This is a genomic window from Rhodococcus rhodochrous (assembly GCF_900187265.1).
Classification (GTDB): domain Bacteria; phylum Actinomycetota; class Actinomycetes; order Mycobacteriales; family Mycobacteriaceae; genus Rhodococcus; species Rhodococcus rhodochrous.
On sequence record NZ_LT906450.1, the window covers coordinates 1 to 26,470 of the forward strand.

Here is a 26,470-nt window from a genome sequence, read left to right on the forward strand (position 1 = left end):
ATGTCTTCGCCGCGACCCACCGTGTTCGAGCCGGCCCGACTCGGGCCGCTCACCCTCCGCAACCGCATCGTCAAGGCGGCGACCTTCGAAGGCGTCATGCCCCGGGGCGCAGTCAGCGACGAACTCGTCGAATTCCACGCCGAGGTCGCCCGCGGCGGCACCGCCCTCACGACCGTCGCATACTGCTCGGTCTCCCACGACGGCCGCGTCCACCGCGACACCCTCGTGCTCGACGCCGACTCCGTCCCCGGCCTGACCCGGCTCACCGATGCCGTGCACACCGCCGGCGGTCTGGCGTCCGCGCAGATCGGCCACGCCGGACTCGTCGCCAACCAGATCTCCAACAAGATGAAGACGCTCGCGCCGTCCACACGCATCAGCGCCCCCGCCATGGGGCTCGTCCGCGGCGCGACACTCGAGCAGCTCGATCGGGTGGTCGAGGACTACGCACGCGCCGCGCGCCTGGCCGTCGAGGCCGGATTCGACGCCGTCGAGGTCCACCTCGGCCACAACTATCTGCTCAGTTCCTTCATGAGCCCGAATCTCAACAAGCGCTCCGACAAGTACGGCGGCAGCATCGCCAACCGCACCGCCTTCCCGCGTCGCGTGCTCGAGGCCGTCCGCACGGCAGTGGGGGAGGGGGTGGCCGTCATCGCGAAGTTCAACATGACCGACGGCGTGCCCCAGGGTCTGTGGCTCGACGAGTCGCTGCCCATGGCCAAGCTCATCGAATCCGACGGCACCATCGACGCCATGCAGCTCACCGGCGGCAGCTCGCTGCTGAACGGGATGTACTTCTTCCGCGGCGACGTCCCGATGAAGGAGTTCCAGGAGTCGCAGCCGAAGGTCGTCGGCTGGGGACTGAAGGTCTACGGGCCGAAGATCTTCCCGAAGCTGCCGTTCGAGGAGGCATTCTTCCTGCCCATGGCCCGCCAGTTCCGGGAGGAACTGAAGATCCCGCTGATCCTCCTCGGCGGCATCAACCGGCTCGACACCATCGAGACGGCGCTCGACGAAGGCTTCGAGTTCGTCGCTATGGGACGCGCGCTGTTGCGTGATCCGTATCTCGTCCGCAAGTTCGAGGAGAAGACCGCTCGAGAAGGTCTGTGCATCCACTGCAACAAGTGCATGCCGACCATCTACACGGGCACGCGTTGTGTGATCCGCGAGACGCTGCGGGACGTGCCCGACGCGGTCTGAGACCGTCCCGGTTCGCATCGGGGGCGGGCCGGTCGGGGGACCGACCGGTCCGTACAGGGCGTCTGTGGCGGGACGCACGGCGGGAGGGGAACAACACCGTTTACCCTGGTGTTGACAGTATCTGTAGGCTGCCGTCCGGTTTCGGCCGGACCGCCCGCAGTCCTCGCGCCCCCGATCACCCAACCGGAAGGCTCCGCCGCATGACGACCTCGCCCACGATTCACGACCTCATCATCGTCGGTTCGGGACCGGCCGGATACACCGCCGCCATCTACGCGGCCCGCGCTGAACTCGCCCCGCTCGTCTTCGAGGGAACGCAGTTCGGTGGCGAGCTCATGACCACCACCGAGGTCGAGAACTTCCCGGGCTTCAAGGACGGGATCATGGGCCCCGAACTCATGGACCAGATGCGCGAGCAGGCACTGCGTTTCGGCGCCGATCTGCGCACCGAGGACGTCGACGAGATGGACCTCACGGGCGCGGTCAAGACGGTCGTCGCCAACGGCGAGACCTACCGCAGCCATGCCGTCATCCTCGCCATGGGCGCCGAGCCGCGTTACCTCGGTGTGCCCGGTGAGTCGCAGCTGCTCGGCCGCGGCGTCTCCGCCTGCGCGACCTGCGACGGCTTCTTCTTCCGCGACCAGGACATCGCCGTCGTCGGCGGCGGCGACTCCGCGATGGAGGAAGCGACCTTCCTGACGCGCTTCGCCCGCAGTGTCACCCTCATCCACCGCCGCGAGGAGTTCCGCGCGTCGAAGATCATGCTCGAGCGCGCCCGCGCCAACGAGAAGATCCGCTTCGTCACCAACGCGAAGGTCGCCGAGGTGCAGGGCGAGAACAGCGTCACCAACCTCGTCCTCGAGGACACCGTCACCGGCGAGCGCAGCGACCTGCCCGTCACCGGTCTGTTCGTCGCCGTCGGCCACGACCCGCGCAGCTCGCTCGTCAAGGGTCAGGTCGACCTCGACGACGAGGGCTATGTGAAGGTCTCGGCGCCGTCCACCGCGACCTCCGTGCCGGGTGTCTTCGCCGCGGGCGACCTCGTCGACCACACCTACCGCCAGGCGATCACCGCCGCCGGCACCGGATGCTCGGCGTCCATCGACGCGGAGCGGTGGCTCGTCGCGAACCGTGAGGTCGAGGCGCCCACGCTCGCCGAGGCCTGATCCCACCAGCCGTTCCACATTCCATCCCGAGATTCAGGAGACACCCGTGGCCGACAAGAACACCGTCACCATCACCGACTCGTCGTTCGTCGAGGACGTACTGCAGTCCGAGAAGCCCGTCCTCGTCGACTTCTGGGCCACCTGGTGCGGTCCGTGCAAGATGGTCGCTCCGGTTCTCGAGGAGATCGCGGCCGAGCACGGCGACAAGCTGACCGTCGCCAAGCTCGACATCGACGCCAATCCGTCGGCCGCACGTGACTACCAGGTCATGTCGATTCCCACGATGATCCTCTTCTCCGGTGGCAAGCCGACGAAGACGATCGTGGGGGCCAAGGGCAAGGCGGCGTTGCTTCGGGATCTCGCGGACGTCCTGTAGTACCGTCCCAGGATCAACCTCTCGGATGTGCCCGTGAGCCCGTCTTCACGGGCACATCCTTCATCCAACCCCCGTTCGATGCTGCCCAGCCCTCACGCCGGGCACCGATCCGGTCAGCACGGAAAGGCCCGATACATGCGCCCTCTTCGTCACGGCGACCACGGTCCGGCGGTCGCCGAGATCCGGAGCACCTTGGCCGGCCTGGGCTTCCTGCACAACGAGCCCGAGGAGTCGGGCGACTGGATGGGATCGGACGTCGCATTCGATCGTGAACTCGACGGAGCAGTGCGCGCGTTCCAGCAGCAGCGCGGTCTTCTCGTCGACGGGATCGTGGGACCCGCGACCTACCGTTCCCTGAAGGAAGCGTCGTACAAGCTCGGTGCGCGCACCCTGATGTATCAGCTCTCCGCTCCGCTCTACGGCGACGACGTCGCGGCCCTGCAGACCCGCCTGCAGGATCTCGGCTTCTACGTCGACCGCGTGGACGGCTACTTCGGTCCGAAGACCCACGAGGGTCTGTGCTCCTTCCAGCGCGAGATCGGACTCGCCTCCGACGGCATCTGCGGTGCCGAGACACTGCGCTCGCTCGAACTGCTCGGCACGCGCGTGTCGGGTGGGTCGCCCCACGCGATCTCCGAGGAGGAGATCGTGCGCCGCTCCGGTCCTCAGCTCAGCGGCAAGCGCATCGTCATCGACCCGGGTCTCGGTGGCAACACCCACGGCATCATCGTGCCGAGCCCCCACGGCCCGATCTCCGAGGCCGACATCCTGTGGGATCTCGCGCGCCGGCTCGAAGGCCGGATGGCGGCGACGGGCATGGAGACCTTCCTGTCGCGGCCGTACCACGTGAATCCGACCGACGTGGAACGCGCGGGCACGTCCAACGCGTTCGGCGCCGACCTCATGATCTCGCTGCGGTGCGACGCGAGCCGCAGCCCCGCCGCGAACGGCATCGCGAGCTTCCACTACGGCAACTCGCACGGTTCCGAATCGATGATCGGCCAGGTGCTGTCCGTTTACATCCAGCGCGAGATCGTCGCCCGCACGACCCTGCAGGACTGCCGCAGCCACGGCCGCACCTGGGATCTGCTGCGTCTGACGAACATGCCGACGGTGCAGATCGATCTCGGTTACCTCACCAACGAGCACGACGCCGCGCTGCTCGCCGATCCGCGCAGCCGCGACACCATCGCCGAGGCGATCCTCATTGCAGTGAAGCGGCTGTACCTGCTCGGCCAGGACGACCAGCCGACCGGCACGTACACCTTCGCCGAGTTGCTCGCCGAGGAACTGTCCATCTCCGACAGCCACTAGCCGACACCGACGAAAAAGGACCGCCCCCGCAGAGTCTGCGGGGGCGGTCCTTTTTCGTCGGTGTCGGTGGACGTATCGGCATCGGCGTCCGGTGGACGTATCGCCTCAGTGGGCGCCGACCGCCGAACCTGCGGTCAGGCTCTCGACGGTGAGGGAGGACTCCTCGAGGAGCCGGTCGAGAGCGGCCTCCACGGCGAGCTTCCATTCGTGGTCGCGGTCGAGCTCGAGACGCAGGCGCGGGTAGCGGTGGTGGGGTGCGACGACCTCGAAGCCCATGTCCTCGAGGAAGTCGGCGTCGATCATGCACTCCGTGTCGGAGCACCCGAGTGTGGCCGTCGCGTGCGGCACATCGCTCGCCTCCACGTCGGCGGTGCGCCGGATCCCGAAGGCCTCGATGGCACGGACGTTGCGGCGGACGAGGTCGGCCACGACACCGCGGATGAGGTCGGCTCCGACGTCCAGCTCGTCCGCGTGCGGTTCCGTCCGCATGGACGTCAGCAGGATCGCGTCGGCACTGACGGGGGCGGTGGGAAAGGCCCGCGAGCGGGGCACCATGCCCGGGGGAGCGTAGAGCGCACACCCGGCGGCCTTGTCGCCGATCGTCGCGATCTGGCCGCACGATCCCCATTCGAGAAGGACCATGGACAGCCATGCTTCCTTCTCGAATTCGGGGTCGGCGAAGTGTTGTACGTCGGGCGCCGCGGTGGGATCCAACTCCCAGAACACGCACCGTCGCGCATGAGCAGGCAACTGCTCGATCCCACTCAGCGTGAGCGGTGATACTCGGGTCGACACGGGATAGCTCGCCTCCACGTCCTTCGTCTACAGACTGTTGTCCTGCTCCGACGAGGAGTCAAGAAAGATCGGTCTGAGACTCCATCATCTTCACGATGCGTTCGAGGTCGTCGACCGAACCGAACTCCACCACGATCTTGCCCTTGCGCTTGCCGAGGCTCACCGTGACGCGCGTGTCGAAGGAGTTGGACAGACGGTCCGCGACGTCCTGCAACCCGGGCATCTGGATGGGCTTCCGACGCTTCTGCTGCGGAGCCTCGGGGGTGTCGTTGCGGTTGGCGAGCACGACGGCTTCTTCCGTCGCTCGCACGGACATGCCCTCCGCGACGATGCGTGCGGCGAGTGCCTCCTGGGCGTCGGCACCGGCCTCGAGCGCCAACAGGGCACGCGCATGTCCGGCCGACAACACTCCGGCCGCCACGCGTCGTTGCACCGCGACCGGCAACTTGAGCAGCCGGATCATGTTGGTGATGACCGGACGCGACCGTCCGAGCCGGCTCGCGAGTTCCTCGTGGGTGACTTCGAACTCCTCGAGCAGCTGCTGATAGGCCGCCGCCTCTTCGAGGGGGTTGAGCTGCACCCGGTGGATGTTCTCGAGCAGCGCGTCGCGCAACAGCGACTCGTCCTCGGTGTCGCGGACGATCGCGGGGATCGTGTCGAGGCCGGCCTCCTGGACGGCACGCCAGCGACGCTCGCCCATGACGAGCTGGAAGCGGTCGCCCTCGAGGCGGCGAACCACGACCGGCTGCATGAGCCCGAACTCGCGGACGGAGTGGACGAGCTCGGCGAGCGCTTCCTCGTCGAAGACCTGACGCGGCTGCTTCGGGTTGGGCTCGATCCGGTCGATCGGAATCTCGAGGTACACCGCTCCGGTGGGGGAGGGGAGGGGTTCGCTCTCGGCTGCCGCCCCGGATGCTCGTGCCGCGTCGGACTCGACCGGCTCCGCCGGGGACGCGGGCGCCGGCGTCCTGCCGTCGCCGATGATGAGGTCGGCGGCTGCCGTGCCCAGACCGGACGACGGGAGGTTCAGGACCGAGGACCCCGCGCGCCGCGCCGCGGCCGACTTGGACTGCCCACCCGAAGCCGGCTTCGACGGTGCGGACTTGGCCGGCGCAGGGGTGGCCGGAGCCGCGGTCGTGGTGGGAGCAGTGGCCGTGGAAGCGGTGGCCGGGGCGGTCGCGGGCTTCTGCTCTGCGTCCACCGGAGGACCGGTGGGGATGAGTGCTGCCAGACCTCGACCGAGCCCGCCTTTACGTGTCGCGCTCATCCGTTCCCCTGATTCTCGTGTGCCCCGCGTGCCGCCAACTCGCGCCCGGCGTCGAGGTAGCTCATCGCGCCGCGCGATCCAGGATCGTAGTCGAGAACCGTCATCCCGTAACCGGGAGCTTCGGAAACTTTGACGCTGCGGGGGATGACCGAACGCAGCACCGCGCTACCGAAGTGCGCCCGCACCTCCGCGGCGACCTGATCGGCCAACTTGGTGCGACCGTCGTACATCGTCAGGAGGACGGTGGAGACGTGCAGTTCGGGGTTGAGGTGCGACTGAACGAGCTCGATGTTGCGCAGGAGCTGCCCGACACCTTCGAGTGCGTAGTACTCGCACTGAATGGGGATGAGGACTTCCTTGGCCGCGACGAGCGCGTTGACCGTGAGCAGACCGAGCGACGGCGGGCAGTCGATGATCACGTAGTCGAACTCGCGGTCGCCGAGCGCCTCCTTGGTGAGAGCGTTCCGGAGGCGGTTCTCGCGCGCGACCATCGAGACGAGTTCGATCTCGGCGCCCGCGAGATCGATCGTGGCGGGGATGCAGAAGAGACGTTCGTTGTGCGGGCTCTGCTGCACGGCCTCGGCGGCGTTGATCTCGCCCAGGAGGATCTCGTAGCTCGAGGGAATACCGGAGTAATGCGGCACGCCCAACGCGGTGCTTGCGTTGCCCTGCGGATCGAGGTCGACCACGAGAACCGACAGTCCCTGCACGGCGAGCGCGGAGGCGATGTTCACCGCCGTGGTGGTCTTACCCACCCCACCCTTCTGGTTGGCGATCGTGAAGACGCGACGCTCGCGCGGCTTGGGCAACGAGTTGGCGTCGCTCGGGTGGAGGACCTGGGTGGCGCGATGAGCCGCCGCACCGATCGGGGTGTCGACGGTGGAGAAACCGTCGAAGGGTACGGGGGAGAAGTCGTCCTCGACGCCTCCGGTTTCACGTGAAACAGCGGATTCAGATCCACCCGTCATAGAACACTCCTTACACGTAGATCCGCTCGGTTCGCACGCTACATCCTCGTCGCTTCCCGGTCGCGACTTCGAAGACCGGGTCGAGGCGCCGAAGAGAGAATGCGATTCCCGGGGGCCCGGAGCTGTCCCCGGCCTCCCGACCACGCGCACGCATTCTCGGTTGGTTCAGTATCCCATCCGCATTCTAGGTTCCGTCGGCGACATGGCCGGGTGACGTTTCACGTGAAACGGCGCGGGGAGTTGTTTCACGTGAAACAGACGGAGGAGGGGCTCGATGGTTTCACGTGAAACAGTGCGCACTCCAGACACGGAGAGTTGCAAGCAGTGAATGCCCGGGTGGAGACACGTTGTTCCCCAACGTAATTCACCTTGAATAATGCCAATTCCATTGCATAGGAAGGTAATTCATCGCGAGTCGACCATAAGAACCAGAAACATCACAGTGACGAAACTCCCTGGGGTGATTGGGTCTGGTGTGACAACGTCCGAAACGACCGTTTCGAACCGGAAAAGTACTCGAGTAGATTCCTCGAGTCGAAACAGAAATGTCTCGGAAACGACAACACCCTCCCGACCCGGTAGGGAGGGGAGGGTGTTGCGGCGATCGTCGCGCCGACCGATTCGGTCAGCGCTTCTTGCGACGCCGCGCCGGCCGCGGAATCCGCTCGGCCTTCACGACGATCGTGGGTGTCGGCAGGAGATCACCTCCGCACTCGAGCACCTCGAGATTGCCGGCACCGAGGCGTGCGAGTTCATCGCGATCACGGTCGATCTCTTCTCGAGCGGACGAACCCTTCAACGCGAGCATCCGGCCGCCCTCATGAACGAGGGGGAGCGACCACTTGGCGAGCTTGGCGAGAGGGGCGACGGCACGGGAGGTGACGACGTCTGCGCCGCCGGCCTCCTGGAGGACACTCGGCTGCTCGGCACGGCCACGGACCACGAGGATGTTCTCGATCCCGTTGGACTCGACGAACTCCGCCAGATAGACGGTGCGGCGCAGCAGCGGTTCGACGAGAGTGACCTGGAGATCGGGGCGGGCGAGGGCAAGAGGAATACCCGGCAGTCCGGCGCCGCTTCCCACGTCGACGACCGTCTCACCGTCCTGGATGAGTTCGCCGACCACGGCGCAGTTGAGAATGTGTCGTTCCCACAGGCGCGGCACCTCGCGCGGGCCGATGAGTCCCCGCTCGACACCTGCCGTCGACAACGAGTGGTGGTACCGCTCGGCAAGTTCGATCCGATCCCCGAATACCCGTTGCGCGACCGCCGACAGTTCCGCCTCGTGCTGTTCCACGTGAAACATCCTTTCCTGTCGGCTCACCCGAAACAACATCGGGGCCCACAGCATCAGTACGAAAAGGCGAAGAGGGACCCTGACGACGCAGAGTCCCTCTTCGGTCGGCGCGGCCGACTCAATCCTTGACGATCACCACACGGCGGTTCGGCTCCGCACCCTCGCTCTCGCTGGACACACCGTCGATCTTCGCGACGGCGTCGTGCACGATCTTGCGCTCGAACGGCGTCATCGGCTCGAGTTCTTCACGCTTGCCGGTCTCGAGCACACGCTTCGCGGCCGACGTGCCGAGCGAAGAGAGCTCGGCGCGCTTGCCCGCACGCCATCCCGCGATGTCGAGCATGAGCTTGCTGCGCTCGCCGGTCGCCTGCTGCACGGCGAGACGGGTGAGCTCCTGCAGAGCGTCGAGAACCTCACCGTTGCGACCCACCAGCTTGGTCAGATCCTTGCCGCCGTCGATGCTCACGACTGCGCGGTCACCCTCGACATCGAGGTCGATGTCGCCGTCGAAATCGAGAACGTCGAGCAACTGCTCCAGGTAGTCGCCGGCGATCTCGCCTTCTTCGATGAGATAGTCGTCGTCATCGAGATCGGCATCCGCCGCAGCGTCGCTCTCCTCGGGTGCCACCGCGAGGTCCTCTTCCACCTTGTCCAGGTCACTGGCCATGTTTCAGCTCTCTTCTACTTCGGTCAGCGCCGCTTGCGCTTGGAGTTCTTGGGACGGCTGCCCGGCTTGGGAGTGGACGCACCGGACTTCGATGCCGCGGGGGATTCGTCGCCGGCCGCGGAGTCCTTCTGCAGCGACACCTCACCGGTCTCGTCGACCGAGGCATCGAGGGCATCGGGCGCGGTGGCCGAGCCCTTCTTCTTGGACTTGTCGGGGCGAGCACCCGGCTTCGGTGCGTTCTCGTTCCGGCGGGCCAGAGCCGCAGCCTTCTTCTCCCCTTCCTCCTTGTCGATACGGCGGAAGACGAGGTGCTGCTGTCCGTAGGTCCAGATGTTGTTGCTGACCCAGTAGATGATGACGGCGATCGGCAGGAACGGACCACCGACGAGCACACCGAGCGGGAAGACGTACAGGGCCAGCTTGTTCATGATCGCGGCTTGCGGGTTCGCGGCAGCCTGGGCACTCTGACGGGAGACCGAGGCACGAGCGTTGAAGTGCGTCGCGATGCCGGCGACGATCATGAGCGGCACCGCGACGGCGGCGATCTGCCAGCGCGTCGGAATGCCGCCGAACGGCTCGAACGCCTCGAGAGAGGCCATCGGCTGGGTGATCCACGACGAGATCGGAGCACCGAACAGGCGAGCGCTCAGGAACGACTGGACGTCCTCCGGGCTGAACGCGTAGTTGCCGAGCTGGGCGTTCTGTTCGGGGCTCAGGCCGAGCTGACCGACACCGGTGCCGGTGCGGTTGAACGACCGCAGCACGTGGAACAGGCCGATGAAGACGGGAACCTGCAGCAGAACGGGCAGACATCCCATCAAGGGGTTGAAGCCGTGCTCCTTCTGGAGCTTCTGCATCTCGAGCGCCTGGCGCTGCCGATCCTTGGCGTACTTCTTCTGGAGCGCCTTGATCTGGGGCTGCAGTTCCTGCATCTGGCGGGTCGTGCGGACCTGCTTGACGAACGGCTTGTACAGGATCGCACGCAGCGTGAACACGAGGAACACGACCGACAGCGCCCATGCCCAACCGCTGTCGGGTGCCAGCACGAACGAGAACACTTTGTGCCAGACCCACAGGATCCAGGACACGGGATAGTAGATGAAGTCGAGCACGGCTCTATGTACTCCTCTGGTCGTCCATGATCGCCACGAAGAGGCGTCGGTCTCGGGTCTCGGCTCCGGTCAGGTACCCACTGGGGACGACCGATGTTTCCGTTCGGGTACCGGATCCCACCCACCAGGGTGCCAGGGACCACACTTGAGCAGTCTCACCACTGCCAGGACCGAACCGACGACGACACCCCGCGTGCGCAGCGCCTCCACGGCGTACTCGCTACAGGTCGGGGTGAATCGGCAGGTCGGCATCCGTGTGGGCGACACATAGGTGCGATAGAGCTCGATACAGAAGATCAATGCCCGGGCGGGGGCAGACCGCAGGGACCGCCACCACGATCTCCGCTCGGGCTCGTTCATGTGCGAGCACTCCCACGCGAGGCGGGAGCAGCAGCGTCGAGCAGTCCGAGGCGGGCGAGGCCCGACCGCACCTGCTTGTCGAGCTCGCGGGAGTCCGCGGTGGCGGCGCCGGGTAGTGCGCGCAGCACGATGTCGGTCTCGGAGGGCAGAGCCTCGACGAGACCTGCACAGATATGACGAAGCCGGCGTGCGACTCGATGTCGAATCACCGCCGGCCCGACAGCCTTGCTCACGATCAGTCCGAAACGCGGACCGCCGACACTCACCAAGGACTCGGTGCGATCGCGTTCGAGAACGTGAACGACCAGATCCCGCCGCCCCTGACGACGCCCTCGGCGGACGGTGTCCGAGAAATCCGAGTGGCGCCGCAGTCGATACGGCTCAGGTAGCACCCCGAGCTCCCGTTAGGGAATCAGGCGGTGAGAGAAGCGCGGCCCTTACGGCGACGCGCCGAAACGATCGCGCGACCCGCACGGGTGCGCATCCGGAGACGGAAGCCGTGAACGCGCGCGCGGCGTCGGTTGTTCGGCTGGAACGTCCGCTTGCCCTTGGCCACGGTCGACACTCCTCGATAATTCTGCGACGGCGCGGAAGCACCGTCGTCCAACGTGTACGTGAATTCGCAGGATTCGATTGCTCGACTCGAGCAGGACGAACCCGTCACCTCGGTATGAGTGACTGTTCGAGGCTACTCGGACGCGGGCGCGAAATCAAACCGCGACGAACAGCGGCGATCAATGCGACACGCCGGACGCATTCGGCGAAAACTACTCGCCGAGAAGGTATGTGATCCAGGGCACAGCTCGGGTACGCTTTGGGCCATGTCTTCGACGGCGCATCGCGACTACCTGTGCAGTCCCGCGTCACGCTCCGTCCGACGACGATGTGCCGGGCCGGTGACGGCCCGCTGCCCCACGCCTCGTCGGGCGCCGTCGCGCAGCTCCTCCGGGCGCGTTCACCGAACACGGAGTCGGATCGCGTCGCACCGTGTGTCACACTGATCCCCGCAGACCGCCCGGGCCGACGAGCCCGCTGAGCGAATACACACCTCCCATCCACACATCCACCGGGTGATTCCCCCGGTTGTCCACACCTGTGGATAATCGTGTGGAAAACCGGTGATCAAAGGGAGGGAAGCTGCGTGAGCGACGAGCCGAACGCGCTGGCCGATGTGTGGACGGACGTCGTATCCGAGCTGACCATCGACGACGGAGTACTGACGAAGAGCCAGAAGGCATGGCTCGCGCTGGTCAAACCGATCACGCTCGCACAGGGATTCGCCCTGCTCTCGGTACCTTCCACACTCGCCCAGCAGTCGATCGAACGTGACCTGCGCGAACCCATCCTCCGCACCCTCAACCGGCACCTCGGTCACCGGGTCGAGGGTCTCGGTGTGCGCGTCGAACCGCGGGAACGCGTGGACGACCCCGCCGAGGATCCCTACGCCGAACCCCGCGACACGCTGCCCCTCGAGGGTCTGCCGGTCGATGCACAGCCTGTGAATCCGCGCACGGTAGAGCCCCGCAGCCGTGATCTGCGCCGCGATCCTCCGATGTCCCGCGAGGTCACCGGACCGCGCGACGGTGCCGTGACCAGGGATCCTGCAGGATCCGCAGACGCCGTCGCCTCCATGGACGGTGGATATCAGCGGGACGGCATGCTTCCCGGTGAGGGTGCGGCCTATCGGCGACGCCTGATCTCCTCCCGTGAACACGACATGCTCGAGGCCGACCACGGCGAACTCGAGGAGGTCGACGACGACCGGGAGGCGATGACCGCCGTCCGCGAGTCGTGGCCGTCCTATTTCACCCAGCCCCCGCCGCCCGAGACGCCGCCCATCGGCAGCAGCAGCCTCAACGCGAAGTACACCTTCGACACCTTCGTGATCGGTGCGTCGAACCGGTTCGCACACGCTGCGGCGGTGGCGATCGCCGAGGCCCCGGCGCGGGCCTACAACCCGTTGTTCATCTGGGGTGCCTCCGGACTGGGGAAGACCCATCTGCTCCACGCCGCCGGCCACTATGCACAGCGGCTCTTCCCGGGTATGCGGGTGAAGTACGTCTCCACCGAGGAGTTCACGAACGACTTCATCAACAGCCTCCGCGACGACCGCAAGGTCGCGTTCAAGCGGCGTTACCGCGAGACCGACATCCTGCTCGTCGACGACATCCAGTTCATCGAGGGCAAGGAAGGTATCCAGGAGGAGTTCTTCCACACCTTCAACACCCTCCACAACGCCAACAAGCAGATCGTCGTCTCGTCCGACCGGCCGCCCAAGCAGCTCGCGACGCTCGAGGAACGACTGCGGACCCGGTTCGAGTGGGGACTGATCACCGACGTCCAGCCCCCGGAACTCGAGACGCGCATCGCGATCCTGTCGAAGAAGGCACGCATGGACGGCCTGAACGTGCCGCACGACGTGCTCGAGCTGATCGCGAGCCGGATCGAACGCAACATCCGCGAACTCGAGGGTGCCCTGATCCGTGTGACGGCCTTCGCGTCGCTCAACAGGCAGCCGCTCGATCTCACTCTCGCCGAGGTCGTGCTGCGTGATCTGATGCCGGATTCCTCGGCTCTCGAGATCAATGCCGCCACGATCATGGCCGTGACCGCGGAGTACTTCGGAACGTCGATCGACGACCTGTGCGGGCCCGGAAAGGCACGACCGCTGGCGCAGGCCCGCCAGATCGCGATGTATCTGTGCCGCGAGCTCACCGATCTGTCGCTGCCGAAGATCGGGCAGACCTTCGGTCGCGACCACACCACGGTCATGTACGCGGACAAGAAGATTCGCAAGGAGATGACCGAGCGTCGCAAGGTCTACGACCAGGTGCAGGAGCTCACCGCGCGTATCAAGCAGCGGTCCAAGCGCTGATTCCTCGAGCCTCGAGTTTCCATCCACAGGGAGCGTCCACAGGGCGCTCCCTGTCCCGTATCTCGAGAAATTTCCGGTCCCCACACCTGTGGACAAGGGTGTGCAGAACGTGGGATCTTTGTGGACGAACGGTGGACAAAGAATGAACAGTCTCGAGGAATCCACATTCGTCCTCGAGAACTCCTCGAGTTCATCCTCGAGTTCGACCCCCTCGAGAACGTCGCCCCACCAGCCTAGACGGTCGTTCGTCCACAGATTCCACAGGCCCTACTACTACTTCTGTGAGTTCTCTTCAGAAATCTTCTTTCAAAACAGGTGTGTGGAGAGCGTCGGTCCACAGGCCCTCGAGTGAGGCTCACCCCTCGAGCCTCCCGGCTTTCCAAGCAGCGAGGGAAGGCATAACGTGGACCCGCATCCCCCGGCTCCGCCTCATCGGTGTCGGGGTTCTGTGACAGACTTCGTAGACTTGTCGAGACCACGATCGAAGGGATCCACCGGGCGATGGAGCTGGGAAGTATGAAGTTTCGTGTGCCTCGCGAGGACTTCGCTGATTCCGTTGCATGGGTTGCCCGAAGCCTTCCATCGCGACCCCCCGTTCCCGTCCTGGGCGGTGTCCTGCTCGGAGCCGACGAGCGCGGGCTGACGGTCTCGGGCTTCGACTACGAGGTATCCGCGCAGGTCCACGTCTCGGCCGAGGTCATCACCCCCGGTCAGGTGCTGGTGTCCGGCAAGCTGCTCGCCGACATCACCCGCGCGTTGCCCCACAAGCCTGTGGATGTCGTGCTCGACGGCACCCGCGTGCTCATCACATGCGGTAGCGCCAAGTTCTCGCTCCCCACCATGCCTGTGGAGGACTACCCGCAGCTGCCCGCGCTCCCGCAGCAGACCGGTTCGCTCTCCGGCGATCTGTTCGCCGAGGCCATCAGCCAGGTCGCCGTCGCCGCCGGCAAGGACGACACGCTCCCGATGCTCACGGGCATCCGGGTGGAGATCGAGGGCACCGACATGGTGCTCGCGGCCACCGACCGATTCCGTCTCGCGGTGCGCAAGCTCGAGTGGATGCCCACCGCGGAGTCCACCAGCTCGGCCGTGCTCGTGCCCGCCAAGACCCTCTCCGAGGCCGCGAAAACCGTTGGCGGCTCGTCCAACTCCCCGGTCCAGCTCGCTCTCGGCAGTGGGTCGTCGGTGGGCGCCGAAGGTCTGCTCGGCATCGTCGCCGAGGGGCGCCGCACCACCACGCGCCTGCTCGACGCCGAATTCCCCAAGTTCCGCCAGTTGCTCCCCAACGAGCACACCGCGATGGCGACCGTCGAGATCGCGCCGCTGGTCGACGCGATCAAGCGTGTCGCGTTGGTCGCCGAGCGCGGTGCACAGGTCCGACTCGAGTTCACCGAGGGCAGCGTGATGCTGTCGGCCGGTGGCGACGATGCCGGTCGTGCCGAGGAATCCCATCCCGCGGAGTTCTTCGGTGAGCCGCTGATCATCGCGTTCAACCCCGGCTACCTGCTCGACGGACTCACGTCGCTGCACACCGACAAGGTTTCGTTCGGGTTCACCACCTCGAGTCGTCCGGCCGTGCTGCGGCCGGCGCTGGACGAGGAGCCCGTGCCGGACTCCTCGGGTACGTTCGCCGCTCCGGACAGCGATTACACCTATCTGCTGATGCCGGTGCGCCTGCCGGGCTGACCGGCCCCGAGACTGGACCCCCGTGTACGTTCGCACCTTCTCGCTGCGCGACTTCCGTTCGTGGAGAACGGTTTCCGTCGACCTCACTCCGGGGGCGACGGTCTTCGTCGGGCGCAACGGGCACGGGAAGACCAACCTGCTCGAGGCCCTCGGTTATCTGTCGACGCTGTCGTCGCACCGGGTGTCCTCCGACGGTCCGCTGCTGCGGGCCGGCACGTCGCGGGCGTTCGCCGGTGCGCTGGTCGTCAACAACGGTCGTGAGCTCGGAATCGACATCGAGATCAACGAGGGCAAGCAGAACCGGGCGCGGATCAACCAGTCGCCGGCCCGTCGTCCTCGAGAGATCCTCGGCATCCTCCGCACGGTGCTCTTCGCCCCGGAGGACCTGTCGCTCGTGCGCGGCGACCCGGGCGATCGCCGGCGGTTCCTCGACGAACTGCTCAGCACGCGTTTCCCGCGGATGAGCGGGGTGCGGGCCGACTACGACAAGGTGCTCCGCCAACGGTCCGCCCTGCTCAAGACCGCGGGTGGAGCACTGCGGCGCGGGAGCCGCTCGAGCGACGGGGCGAGCGCTCTGGCGACCCTCGACGTGTGGGACGGCCATCTCGCGGCCCACGGAGCCGAGCTGCTCGCCGCACGCATCGCGTTGCTGAACGAGCTGGCTCCGCACGTCTCCGAGGCATATCGGTCGATCGCACCCGAGTCCCGTCCGGCGAGCCTGCGTTATCGCAGCAGTCTCGCCGACTCGTTGCCGCCGGAGTTCTCCGACCCGGCCCGGACGCCCGCGCCGGACGATCGGGAGTTTCTCGAGACCGTCTTCCTCCAGCGCCTCGCGGAGGTGCGGTCGAAGGAGGTCGAACGCGGTGTCTGCCTCGTCGGGCCCCACCGCGACGATCTCGACCTGATGCTCGGTACCGAACCCGCGAAAGGCTATGCGAGCCACGGAGAATCGTGGTCGTTCGCGCTCGCGCTGCGGCTCGGGGCGTTCGCCCTGCTTCGCACCGACGGCACCGATCCGGTCCTCATGCTCGACGACGTCTTCGCCGAACTCGATCGACGCCGCCGGTCCGCCCTGGCAGAGGTCGCCACGACGGCCGAACAGGTGCTGATCACGGCTGCCGTGCCGGAGGACGTGCCGGCCGAGCTGAACGGCGCCCGATTCCCCGTGCATGCCGAGGACACCGAAGATGGTCGTATCTCTGTGCTGGGATCGGTGCAGCGGGAGACGGACCCGATCACCGGGGAGGTCGGATGAACGACGAACACACAGGTCCCGAACGCGATGCCGGACCGGAGCGCAGCGCGGGCGAGCCGGAGTTGAAGGGCATCGATCTCGCCCGCCGTGCGCTCGAGGAGGCTCGGGCCGCCGCGAAGGCGAGCGGTAAGGCCGTCGGTCAGGGACGCGCGTCGCGCGGTCCGCTGCGCCCCAAACGCCGACGTCGTGGCTGGTCGGGGCCCGGTCCGGACGACCGCGATCCCCAGCCCCTCGGATCGCTCGCGCAGTCGCTGTCCAAACAACGGGGCTGGTCGGCGCACGTGTCCGAGGGCACCGTCATGGGGAGCTGGGCACGGGTCGTCGGCGACGACATCGCGAGTCATGCCCAGCCGACCAGGCTGCGCGACGGCATCCTGCACGTCTCGGCCGAGTCGACGGCCTGGGCCACCCAGCTGCGGATGATGCAGTCGCAGATCCTCGCCAAGATCGCCGCGGCCGTGGGACACGGGGTGGTGAAGGAACTGCGGATCACCGGCCCGACGGCTCCGAGCTGGCGGAAGGGCGAACGCCACATCCGCGGCCGCGGACCACGCGACACCTACGGGTGATCCCGGGCTCGCTCCCGGGCCGTACGAGGGGCGAAAATCGGAGCGCGTAGGAAATCACGCTGTCCGGGTCGCAAAGGGGCCGCTACGGGGACGTCAGCGGTGCGGAACACCCGCTTTCGTGTCCACCCCGGCGCAAGGCTCGCGGGCACGTAGGATGGACAGGAATGCGTCGCGCGCGTGCGCGGGGCCGATCGGAGAAGGAGAGCTACCCACCCGTGGCTGCCCAGAAGTCGAACAACAACAAGAGTGAGTACGGTGCGTCGTCCATCACCGTCCTCGAGGGTCTCGAGGCGGTGCGCAAGCGCCCCGGTATGTACATCGGTTCCACCGGAGAGCGTGGCCTGCACCACCTGATCTGGGAGGTCGTCGACAACTCCGTCGACGAGGCCATGGCCGGATACGCATCGAAGGTGGAGGTCACCCTCCTCGCCGACGGCGGCGTCCAGGTCGTCGACGACGGTCGCGGTATCCCCGTCGGTATGCACGCCTCCGGCGTCCCCACTGTCGAGGTCGTCCTCACCCAGCTCCACGCCGGCGGCAAGTTCGACTCCGATGCCTACGCCGTCTCCGGCGGTCTGCACGGTGTCGGTATCTCCGTGGTGAACGCCCTGTCCACGACCCTCGAGGTCGAGATCGACAACGACGGCTACCACTGGGAGCAGACGTACACCGCCTCGAAGCCGGGCGAGCTCATCCGCGGCGAGGCCACCAAGCGCACCGGTACCACCGTCCGTTTCTGGCCGGACCCGGAGATCTTCGAGACCACGACGTTCAACTTCGAGACCGTCGCGCGTCGCCTGCAGGAGATGGCGTTCCTCAACAAGGGACTGACCATCACCCTCACCGACGAGCGTGTCGCGCCCGAAGAGGTCACCGACGAGGACGTCCCGGAGACCGCCGAGGCACCGAAGACCGCCGAGGACCAGGCCGTCGAGGCCGCCGAGCCCGAGGTGCACAAGGTCAAGGTCCGCACCTACCACTACCCGGGTGGTCTCGAGGACTACGTGCGCCACATCAACCGCACGAAGACGCCGATCCACAACTCGGTCGTCGGGTTCACCGCCAAGGGCACCGGTCACGAACTCGAGGTCGCGATGCAGTGGAACTCGGGTTACTCCGAATCCGTCCACACCTTCGCCAACACCATCAACACCCACGAGGGCGGCACGCACGAGGAAGGCTTCCGTGCGGCGCTGACCACGGTCGTCAACCGTTACGCGAAGGACAAGAAGCTCCTCAAGGAGAAGGATCCGAACCTCACGGGCGACGACATCCGCGAGGGTCTCGCGGCCATCATCTCCGTCAAGGTCGGTGAGCCGCAGTTCGAGGGCCAGACGAAGACCAAGCTCGGCAACACCGAGGTGAAGTCCTTCGTGCAGAAGGCGTGCAACGAGCACATCTCGCACTGGTTCGAGGCCAACCCGGCCGATGCGAAGACGATCGTCACCAAGGCCGTGTCGTCGGCGCACGCCCGCGTCGCCGCCCGTAAGGCGCGCGAGCTCGTCCGCCGCAAGAGCGCGACCGACATCGGTGGTCTGCCAGGCAAGCTCGCCGACTGCCGGTCGAAGGACCCGAGCAAGTGCGAGATCTACATCGTGGAGGGCGACTCCGCAGGTGGCTCCGCCAAGTCGGGTCGCGACTCGATGTACCAAGCGATCCTTCCGTTGCGCGGCAAGATCATCAACGTCGAGAAGGCCCGCATCGACAAGGTCCTCAAGAACGCCGAGGTCCAGTCGATCATCACGGCGTTCGGTACCGGCATCCACGAGGAATTCGACATCTCGAAGCTGCGGTACCACAAGATCGTCCTGATGGCCGACGCCGACGTCGACGGTCAGCACATCGCGACGCTGCTGCTCACACTGCTCTTCCGCTTCATGCGGCCGCTGGTCGAGGAAGGCCACGTCTTCCTGGCGCAGCCGCCGCTGTACAAGCTCAAGTGGCAGCGCAGCGAGCCGGAGTTCGCGTACTCCGACCGCGAGCGCGATGTCCTGCTCGAGGCGGGTCTGAAGGCCGGCAAGAAGATCAACAAGGACGACGGCATCCAGCGCTACAAGGGCCTCGGTGAGATGAACGCCAAGGAGTTGTGGGAGACCACCATGGATCCGAGCGTCCGCGTCCTGCGTCAGGTGACCCTTGACGACGCCGCTGCGGCCGACGAGCTGTTCAGCGTCCTCATGGGTGAGGACGTCGCGGCGCGACGCAGCTTCATCACGCGCAATGCGAAGGATGTCCGCTTCCTCGACGTCTGATCGCCGTCGGCTCCGCTCGATGCGGAGACCGAATCCGCATCCGAACCCCCGCTGTGCTGTAACTCACAGCGGGGGTTCGGATGTCTGCCACCGGAAACGTGGAAGGGCCGTTAGCCTTCTTCGTTACTCGTGAGTACACTCCATTCGGCCATCTGTCCGCGTGGCTGCCGAAGAGGGGGCCGGGGCAGCGCGGGGGTGCGGGAAGGACTCACTCTTCCGTATCCGCTGTATGTCCCGATATGGTGCCCTCACCCGAAACGTCTCGTTCGACTGCACTCGATCGAAAACGCGCTCATCGGAGTGCAGTGCCGACTGGTGCTCGTCGCCCGGCGCGGACGGGGTGGAAGGAGAGCTGTAATCCATGAGTGACAAGTCGCCGCCCCAGCAGCGGTGGTGGAACATCGAGGGGTGGGGTCTTCGCAGGAAGGTCACCGCCGTTCTCGCTGTCCCCGTGACCGTGGCAATGGTCCTCGGTGGTCTTCGTGTCGAGAACGAGCTCAGCAACGCCGTCCACTTCTCGTCCGCGGCCGACCAGGTCGCGGCCGTGCCGGACATCGTCGAGTTTTCGACGGCGTTCGCGACCGCCACCGCGAGTGCCGCCGCCGGGACGGTGACTCCCGAGGAGATGGCGGCGCTCGGCGACGCCTTCGGCACCATCGCCTCGGTCACGGAGAACCCCGAACTCGATCCGGCGGTCACCGCCGACCTGAGCCGTACTGCTGCCTCCGCGCAGTCGCTCTACACGAAGCTGCAGGCCGGACCGGTTCCGGTCGAAGAGATCAGCGCCGTCACCAACGAGGTTCGTGACAGCCTGAACCGCATCGTCGAAGCGATCCTCGACGAGGTCGAGGACCGCGAGATCCTCATCTACGGCGACCAGCTGATCAACGCCTGGTATTCGCAGCGTTACCTGTTCGGCCAGGTGCTCGGTGTGCTCCAGCTCCTCGCCGACCCGAACCAGCCGGGCACCGCGCTGGTGTCCGCCTCCGGCGCCGAGCTCGCGATGCTCGACCTGCTCGCCCGCTCCTACCCGATGGCCGATCAGCAGATCGCCGAACTGCGGGCCGGCGTCCAGGAACGTGCCGACATGGTCGACGCGGCCGGTTCCGGTCCGCTCCCGATCCTCAACATCCGCGCGTCGCTGCTCAACAGTGTCGACATCTACGGCACCATCATCGACGAGGCGTCGGCGCAGGTCAGCACCACGATTCAGGACCGCGCCGCGGAAACCCGCTCGGTCGCTCTCCGCGATACCGCGATCGTGCTCGCAGCTCTGCTCGCGGCGCTCGTGCTCGCACTGCTCGTGTCCCGCTCGCTGGTCGGCCCGATCCGCCGCCTGCGTTACGGCACGCTGAAGGTCGCGCGGCAGGAGCTGCCCGAGGCCATCGACCGCATCAAGGTCGGCGACAACATCGAGGACATCGAGTTCACCCGGGTCCCGGTGCACACCACCGAGGAGATCGGTCAGCTCGCCCGCGCTGTCGACGACATGCACGGGCAGGCACTGCGCCTCGCCGGCGAGCAGGCGCACCTCCGCCTCCAGATCAGCGACATGTTCGAGACGCTCGCACGTCGCTCCAAGTCGCTCGTCGAGCAGCAGCTCGGCCTCATCGAACGACTCGAGTACGAGGAGAAGGATCCGACCCGACTCGAGAGCCTGTTCCGCCTCGACCACCTCGCCGCGCGTATGCGCCGGAACGGCGACAACCTGCTGATTCTCTCCGGTACCCGCATGCGCCGCGGCCACTCCGCGCCCGTGCAGCTCGGCGACATCCTGCGCGCCGCGATGTCGGAGGTCGAGGACTACCAGCGTGTGCAGATCGGTTCGACTCCCGACGGTGCCCTCAGCGGCGCGGTCGCGACCGACATCGTGCACCTTCTCGCCGAGCTGGTCGACAACTCGCTGCGCGCGTCGCCGCCCGACAGCAACGTCACCTTCAGTTTCGCGCGTGCCGTCGACGGCGGCCTGCTCGTCGAGATCGCCGACCGCGGTATCGGTATCCCGGCCGACGAACTCGAGTCCATCAACCAGCGTCTCTCCAAGGGTGGCGAGGTCGGTCCCGACACCGCACGCCACATGGGTCTGTTCGTGGTCTCGCGACTGGCCGAACGGCACGGTCTCACCGTGCGTCTGCGCCCGACCTTCGACACCGCACGCAACCCGGGTATCACCGCGAGCGTCCACATCCCGGACGTCCTGCTGGTCTCCCCGTTGGCGTTGTCGCACACCGGTCCTCAGACTCGCATCGAGATCGAGGCGGAGGAGTACTCGGCACCGCCGGCGCTCTCGGCGCCCGTCGCACAGCAGGGTCTGCCCGCGGGCGACGAACAGCACGAATACGCGACGTCACAGCAGGCCGACTCCGCCGACGACGTCCGTGCGGACGAGTCCGAGGATGCCTACGCCGACAACGGCTACGCGACCGACGGCTACGCCGACGGTGTCGACGAGAGTGCTTCCGCTGCATGGGATGCGGAGCCGTCCTACGACGACGAGCGACGCGACGAGCCGCAGCGCGAAGCAGGATCCGACGAGTTCTCTCGGTCCGCGTCGTCGTTCCAGGCACCGCCGCCCCGCGAGCCTCAGGGACCGCCGCAGCGCGACCCGCAGGCACCGTCGCCGCGCGACAACCAGGCACCGTCGCCGCGCGACAACCAGGCACCGCCGGCAACCCGCGAGTTCGGACCGTCGGGTCTCCCTCAGCGTCGCCCCGGTGGGACTCCGGGTCTGCCCACGCGTCAGCCGGGCGAGACGCCGGGTCTCCCGACTCCGCCCCGGTCGCCGCAGCCGCGCCGGATCGAACCGGATGCCGCAGCAGCCTTCGCGTCGTCGTTGCCTCCGCGCGGTCCTCGTCGCGGGCCGGACGAGACCAACGGTCACTCGTTCGACGGGCGCAACGGAGACGGGCGCAACGGCGACGGTCGTAACGGCGCCGGGCCGCGACCCGACGCCGACCAGGCTCGCCGGGAAGGTCTTTCGGGTCTTCCGCAGCGTCGTCCCGGTGCCACGCCGGGTCTGCCGCCGACGGACTCCGCACCTTCCCGCGACACCCGGCAGGACCAGCCGCAGGGACGGGACGCCCAGCAGGGTTCGGCGCATCGCGCACCCGCGCCGCCGCAGCGCCCCGCGTCCCCCGGTCTTCCGCAGCGCCGTCCGGGCGCAACTCCCGGCCTGCCGGGGCGGGCTGCCGGATCGTCTCCGTCCGTTCCGCAGAACCGGCCGCAGCAGCAGCCGGTGGCGGGACCGCTCGCAGGTGGCGACTCCGCGGGCCGACCGGACGCACCGAACCGTCCCGACCTGCCACAGCGTGCACCCGCGCAGGAGCCGCAGCGTGCACCCGCGCAGGCCGCGGACCGTCGGCAGCAGGAACCCTCGCCGGGTCTCCCGCAGCGTCGTCCGGGCAGCACACCCGGTCTGCCGCGTCGTCAGCCGGGCAGCACGCCCGGGCTTCCGCAGCGACCCGCTGCGTCGACCAACGGTTCCGAACCCGATTCGGCCGCAGCGGCTTCCGGTCCGAGCATCGCCGACGGCGGCTCCGTCTCGCCGCACAGCGACGCGCAGCAGGCGGCACGGCATCGTTACCGGACCAACTCGGCGAAGACGGCATCGTTCTTCCAGCCGCGGTCCGACCTCGCGTCGTCCCGTCCGCAGCCGGCGAACACCCCGATCTTCACCACGATGATGTCGGACTGGCTCGTCGACCCGACGAGCCTTCCGGAGGACCGCAGGAAGCGGGAGTGGCGCTCCGCAGCGGACGCGGGTTGGGAAGCCGCACAGCGTGCTACCGAGGCCCCCGTGGAGGAGCACACCACCGCGGGTCTTCCGCGGCGCGCTCCCGGCGAACGCCTGGTGCCGGGTGCCGTTCGGGCGCCGGCAACGGGTGAGTTGCCGAAGACCATTCGACGTCGAGACCCGGAAGCCATCCGGGCCAACTTGAGCCGCCATCAGCAGGGTGTCCGCAACGGGCGCGCCTCGGCGAATACCAGCAATCGCGAGAACGACGAACAGGGAGTTCGATGAATATTGATCATGGATCCGACGCAGCTCGTCCATTGGACTGGTTGGTTTCCAACTTCGCGCGCGAAGTCCCGGGTGTCTCGCATGCCGTGCTCGTGTCCGCCGACGGTCTGCTCATGGCCGCCAGCGCCCACCTCCCGGTGGATCGTGCCGAGCAGCTCGCTGCGGTGACCTCGGGTCTGGCGAGCCTGTCCAACGGTGTGTCGCAGCTGTTCGACGGCGGGGGTGTGCTGCAGTCCGTCGTGGAGATGCAGCACGGATACCTGCTGCTGATGAGCGTCGGCGACGGCTCGCACCTGGCGGCTCTGACCGCCTCCGAGTGCGACATTGGACAGGTCGGTTACGAGATGGCGCTCCTGGTCGATCGAGTGGGTGCTTCGGTCGAAGCCACCCCGCGGGTCGGTCTAGGGTCCTGACGTCGAGGTGGCCATGGAATCGCGGAAGCCGGAGTCGGTGCCGGACCAGCCCAGTCTGGTCCGGCCCTACTCCCTGACTTCGGGACGTACGAGTCCTGCGGTCGAACTGGCGTTGGAGGCGCTCATCCAGGCCATTCCGGGAACCGACGATCGGTCCCGGGATCTGGACAACATCAACGCCACGATCCTGGAGCTGTGCAAGGAATCACCCTCCGTCGCGGAGATCGCCGCGCGCGTGGGGGTGCCGATCGGCGTGGCACGCGTGCTCGTCGCCGATCTCGTCGAAGCCGGACACGTACAGATCCTGGCCACGCTGAAAGACGATTCGAGCGACGCGGAGCGTCGTGAGCTGATTGAAAGGGTCCTCAGTGGACTTCGCGAACTCTAACGCCACGAAGCGCGTGACCTCGACCAAGATCGTGATCGCCGGAGGCTTCGGCGTCGGCAAGACGACTCTGGTCGGGGCGGTGTCGGAAATCGTGCCGCTTCGCACCGAGGCGCTCGTGACGAACGCCAGCGACGGCGTCGACAACCTCTCTGCGACACCGCAGAAGGCGACCACCACGGTCGCCATGGACTTCGGCCGTATCAGTCTGGCCGACGACCTCGTCCTCTATCTGTTCGGTACGCCCGGACAGCACCGCTTCTGGTTCATGTGGGACGACCTGATCCGCGGCGCCATCGGTGCGATCGTGCTGATCGATACGCGTCGCCTGGACGAGAGCTTCGCCGCTGTCGACTTCTTCGAGGCGCGCAATCTCCCGTTCATCGTTGCCATCAACGAATTCGACGATGCGCCCCGGTACCCGCTCGAGGACATCCGTCAGGCGATGGCGATCTCGGCGGACGTGCCGATCGTGTCGATCGACGCGCGCGCCCGTGAGTCGGCGAAGCAGGCTCTGGTCACCGTCACCGAATACGCCCTGCGGAAGCTGCACCAGCCGGTGACCCAGTAATGGGGGAGGGCCTCGAACTCTTCACGATGGGCTCGTGGGTCACGGTCCTGGCCTATCTGACCTCGGCGATCGGGGTGTTCGTCGGTGTCACCGGTGCTCGACGGGTCCGCACCACCTCCAGTGATCGATTGCGTTCGTACTGGATGATTCTCGCTGCTCTGGTGAGTGGCGGCGTGGGTGTCTGGCTCGCCATGTTCCTTCCGATGGCAGGCTTCAACGTCGAGGACAGCGTGGTGCGGTTCGACACCGTCACCATCGTGTTCTCGATGCTCGTCGCGCTGGTGTCGGTGTACGTGGCGTTGCTCGTCGCGATTCCGAACAACGGTCCCGCCACCCTCGGCCGGACGGTCACGGGTGCTCTCGTGCTGGGCGCCGGCCTGGCGGGCGTGCCGTTCTCGGTCCTCGCATCGGTGCGGATCCAGGGCTCGCTGACCTTCGATCCCCTCTGGGTCGCCGCAGCGGTGGGACTGGCGATCGTGACGGCCGTGGGCTTCCTGGCCCAGGTGAAGACCGCGGACACGTGGCCCAAGCGCCTGCTGAGCAGCGCGTTGGCCGGTGCCGCCGTGATCGCGGTGCACTTCCTCGCCGCCGCGTCGGTTCGTGTGGAGATCGACCCCGCCGTGGTGGTCTCCGGTGGGATCGAGGTCTTCTCGATTCTCTTCCCGCTCTTCGTCGTCGGCCTGCTGCTGCTGGCCGTCCCGATCGTTCTGGTGCTCCAGGCCCCGGATCGTCTTGCGGCGGAACTGGAAGCGGAATCCGAGCGATGGGCGGCGGACGGTCCGGAAGAGCCCGTCGACGGTCGGATCTACTGAAATTCGCCCTAATTTGTTGTCACTCAACATATCTGGTTGAAATCCCGGAAGTGGAGTAGCCTTCTGTGCAGCGTCGGGGGTCGCTGTCGGTCTACTCGGCACGACACGGCCCGATGCGCCGTGCGTGCCGCTTCCTGGGGGGCAACATGTCGCACGAGGTTCACCATTTCTCCATGGGCGGTTGGCTTTTCGCTCTCGCCTACATCACGTCCGCGGTCGGGTGCTATGCCGGGCTGTCCTGCGCGCGCAAGGCTGCGAACGCGTGGACGTCGGTCGCCAGGACCCGATGGACACTCATGGCGGCGCTGTCCATCGGCGGCGTCGGAATCTGGTTGATGCACTTCATCGGCATGATGGGCTTCGACGTACCCGGCTCGACCATCCGTTACGACCTCGGGCTGACGCTGCTGTCCGTCGCACTCGCCGTGGCGGCCACCCTGTTCGGATTGCGGATCCTCGACACCGACGCGCAGTGGATCCGCGCGTTGCCGTCGGATATCCGACTCCTCGTCGGTGGCGTGATCATGGGGTTCGCCGTCGCCGGCATGCACTACAGCGGCATGGCCGCGGTGCGGATCCAGGGCGAACTCGAGCAGGGGAGGTCGTACGTCACGGCGTCCGTGGCGATCGGTGTCGTCGCGTCGATCGTCGCGTTGTGGCTGTCGCGGGTCGCGGAACGGCCCGCTGTACGGATCCCGGCCGCCGCCGTCATGGGATGCGCCGTGGTGGCACTGCACTACACGGGCATGGCCGGGATCGCGGTGACCGTCGATCCGTCCGCTCCGCATCCGGAGGGGATGACCATCATGACCCTGCTGTTTCCCGGTTTCATCATCGGTGTCACGTTGCTCGCGGTGCCGGTCGTGGCCCTGATGGCATCGGCGAGCACCCAGGACCTCGAGCAGGAGCGGGAGGTGGCGACCTGGTTCGGCGGGGGCGGAGCCGAGACGGCCTCCCGTCCTCACGGGCGACATGTGAAACGGTGATGTGATGTGAACGCCCACAGTGCGATAAGGTCTCTTACGCTGCTGGAGAATCGGGGTGCAGCTCGCATCGGGTAGGTCGTGGCGCGCGCCCACCGAGCGCGGTGGTGATAGCGCGCCGCTACG

The 26,470-nt window shown here is 66.9% G+C and carries 24 protein-coding genes; 15 read left to right on the forward strand and 9 right to left on the reverse strand.

Annotated elements, in window-relative coordinates:
- From CKW34_RS00005 to CKW34_RS00020, 4 genes are all read left to right on the forward strand, one after another.
- Window positions 1-1,200 (forward strand): NADH:flavin oxidoreductase, encoded by a 1,200-nt coding sequence (locus tag CKW34_RS00005; protein WP_059381942.1) that lies wholly within the window; start codon window positions 1-3, stop codon window positions 1,198-1,200.
- Between the two features lie 200 nt (window positions 1,201-1,400).
- Window positions 1,401-2,366 carry a thioredoxin-disulfide reductase gene (trxB, locus tag CKW34_RS00010; protein WP_059381943.1) on the forward strand — a complete coding sequence of 322 codons (966 nt, stop codon included), beginning with the start codon at window positions 1,401-1,403 and terminating at the stop codon, window positions 2,364-2,366.
- Window positions 2,367-2,412: 46 nt separating this feature from the next.
- Window positions 2,413-2,742, forward strand: coding sequence for a thioredoxin (gene trxA, locus CKW34_RS00015; protein WP_006550900.1), 330 nt, complete (start codon window positions 2,413-2,415; stop codon window positions 2,740-2,742).
- Window positions 2,743-2,877: 135 nt separating this feature from the next.
- On the forward strand, window positions 2,878-4,056 hold the full coding sequence (locus tag CKW34_RS00020; RefSeq protein ID WP_059381944.1) for an N-acetylmuramoyl-L-alanine amidase: 1,179 nt from the start codon (window positions 2,878-2,880) through the stop codon (window positions 4,054-4,056).
- Between the two features lie 105 nt (window positions 4,057-4,161).
- Here the strand turns inward: CKW34_RS00020 and CKW34_RS00025 are convergent, their stop codons facing one another.
- The 9 genes from CKW34_RS00025 to rpmH form a co-directional block, all read right to left on the reverse strand.
- The gene (locus tag CKW34_RS00025; protein ID WP_059381985.1) at window positions 4,162-4,851 is read right to left on the reverse strand and encodes a hypothetical protein; all 690 of its coding nucleotides are present in this window, start codon (window positions 4,849-4,851) and stop codon (window positions 4,162-4,164) included.
- 58 nt (window positions 4,852-4,909) lie between these two features.
- Window positions 4,910-6,118 (reverse strand): ParB/RepB/Spo0J family partition protein, encoded by a 1,209-nt coding sequence (locus CKW34_RS00030; protein WP_095091996.1) that lies wholly within the window; start codon window positions 6,116-6,118, stop codon window positions 4,910-4,912.
- On the reverse strand, window positions 6,115-7,086 hold the full coding sequence (locus tag CKW34_RS00035; protein WP_059381945.1) for a ParA family protein: 972 nt from the start codon (window positions 7,084-7,086) through the stop codon (window positions 6,115-6,117). The genes CKW34_RS00030 and CKW34_RS00035 overlap by 4 nt, the downstream gene beginning before the upstream one ends.
- A gap of 625 nt (window positions 7,087-7,711) precedes the next feature.
- On the reverse strand, window positions 7,712-8,392 hold the full coding sequence (rsmG, locus tag CKW34_RS00040) for a 16S rRNA (guanine(527)-N(7))-methyltransferase RsmG (protein ID WP_059381946.1): 681 nt from the start codon (window positions 8,390-8,392) through the stop codon (window positions 7,712-7,714).
- Window positions 8,393-8,501: 109 nt separating this feature from the next.
- The gene (locus CKW34_RS00045) at window positions 8,502-9,050 is read right to left on the reverse strand and encodes a Jag family protein (RefSeq protein WP_059381947.1); all 549 of its coding nucleotides are present in this window, start codon (window positions 9,048-9,050) and stop codon (window positions 8,502-8,504) included.
- 23 nt (window positions 9,051-9,073) lie between these two features.
- Window positions 9,074-10,162: a membrane protein insertase YidC gene (yidC, locus tag CKW34_RS00050; protein ID WP_059381948.1), complete on the reverse strand. Its 1,089-nt coding sequence runs from the start codon at window positions 10,160-10,162 to the stop codon at window positions 9,074-9,076.
- A 69-nt stretch (window positions 10,163-10,231) separates the two neighbouring features.
- A complete protein-coding gene (gene yidD / locus CKW34_RS00055) occupies window positions 10,232-10,522 on the reverse strand; it encodes a membrane protein insertion efficiency factor YidD (protein WP_080968210.1) in 291 nt (96 codons plus the stop codon).
- Entirely contained in the window at window positions 10,519-10,914 is a 396-nt protein-coding gene (rnpA, locus tag CKW34_RS00060; RefSeq protein WP_080968211.1) for a ribonuclease P protein component, read from the reverse strand. The genes yidD and rnpA overlap by 4 nt, the downstream gene beginning before the upstream one ends.
- Window positions 10,915-10,934: 20 nt before the next feature.
- On the reverse strand, window positions 10,935-11,078 hold the full coding sequence (gene rpmH / locus CKW34_RS00065; RefSeq protein WP_006550910.1) for a 50S ribosomal protein L34: 144 nt from the start codon (window positions 11,076-11,078) through the stop codon (window positions 10,935-10,937).
- 639 nt (window positions 11,079-11,717) lie between these two features.
- On the opposite strand from rpmH, the gene dnaA reads away from it, so the two are divergent.
- From dnaA to CKW34_RS00125, 11 genes are all read left to right on the forward strand, one after another.
- Entirely contained in the window at window positions 11,718-13,397 is a 1,680-nt protein-coding gene (gene dnaA, locus CKW34_RS00075; RefSeq protein WP_410458054.1) for a chromosomal replication initiator protein DnaA, read from the forward strand.
- A 501-nt stretch (window positions 13,398-13,898) separates the two neighbouring features.
- Window positions 13,899-15,083: a DNA polymerase III subunit beta gene (dnaN, locus tag CKW34_RS00080; protein ID WP_059381952.1), complete on the forward strand. Its 1,185-nt coding sequence runs from the start codon at window positions 13,899-13,901 to the stop codon at window positions 15,081-15,083.
- Between the two features lie 22 nt (window positions 15,084-15,105).
- Window positions 15,106-16,338 carry a DNA replication/repair protein RecF gene (gene recF, locus CKW34_RS00085; RefSeq protein WP_059381953.1) on the forward strand — a complete coding sequence of 411 codons (1,233 nt, stop codon included), beginning with the start codon at window positions 15,106-15,108 and terminating at the stop codon, window positions 16,336-16,338.
- Window positions 16,335-16,907 (forward strand): DUF721 family protein, encoded by a 573-nt coding sequence (locus CKW34_RS00090; RefSeq protein WP_059381954.1) that lies wholly within the window; start codon window positions 16,335-16,337, stop codon window positions 16,905-16,907. The genes recF and CKW34_RS00090 overlap by 4 nt, the downstream gene beginning before the upstream one ends.
- Window positions 16,908-17,122: 215 nt before the next feature.
- Complete coding sequence (gene gyrB, locus CKW34_RS00095; RefSeq protein ID WP_059381955.1) at window positions 17,123-19,159, forward strand: DNA topoisomerase (ATP-hydrolyzing) subunit B; 2,037 nt, start codon at window positions 17,123-17,125, stop codon at window positions 19,157-19,159.
- A 361-nt stretch (window positions 19,160-19,520) separates the two neighbouring features.
- A complete protein-coding gene (locus CKW34_RS00100; protein WP_064059883.1) occupies window positions 19,521-23,180 on the forward strand; it encodes an ATP-binding protein in 3,660 nt (1,219 codons plus the stop codon).
- A complete protein-coding gene (locus CKW34_RS00105) occupies window positions 23,177-23,593 on the forward strand; it encodes a roadblock/LC7 domain-containing protein (protein ID WP_006550917.1) in 417 nt (138 codons plus the stop codon). The genes CKW34_RS00100 and CKW34_RS00105 overlap by 4 nt, the downstream gene beginning before the upstream one ends.
- Window positions 23,594-23,606: 13 nt before the next feature.
- Complete coding sequence (locus CKW34_RS00110) at window positions 23,607-23,981, forward strand: DUF742 domain-containing protein (protein WP_006550918.1); 375 nt, start codon at window positions 23,607-23,609, stop codon at window positions 23,979-23,981.
- Between the two features lie 13 nt (window positions 23,982-23,994).
- Window positions 23,995-24,549, forward strand: coding sequence for a GTP-binding protein (locus tag CKW34_RS00115; RefSeq protein ID WP_016691076.1), 555 nt, complete (start codon window positions 23,995-23,997; stop codon window positions 24,547-24,549).
- The gene (locus tag CKW34_RS00120; RefSeq protein ID WP_059381956.1) at window positions 24,549-25,361 is read left to right on the forward strand and encodes an MHYT domain-containing protein; all 813 of its coding nucleotides are present in this window, start codon (window positions 24,549-24,551) and stop codon (window positions 25,359-25,361) included. Before CKW34_RS00115 ends, CKW34_RS00120 begins: the two co-directional genes overlap by 1 nt.
- 146 nt (window positions 25,362-25,507) lie before the next feature.
- On the forward strand, window positions 25,508-26,347 hold the full coding sequence (locus CKW34_RS00125) for an MHYT domain-containing protein (protein ID WP_059381988.1): 840 nt from the start codon (window positions 25,508-25,510) through the stop codon (window positions 26,345-26,347).
- The last annotated feature ends 123 nt before the right edge of the window (window positions 26,348-26,470 follow it).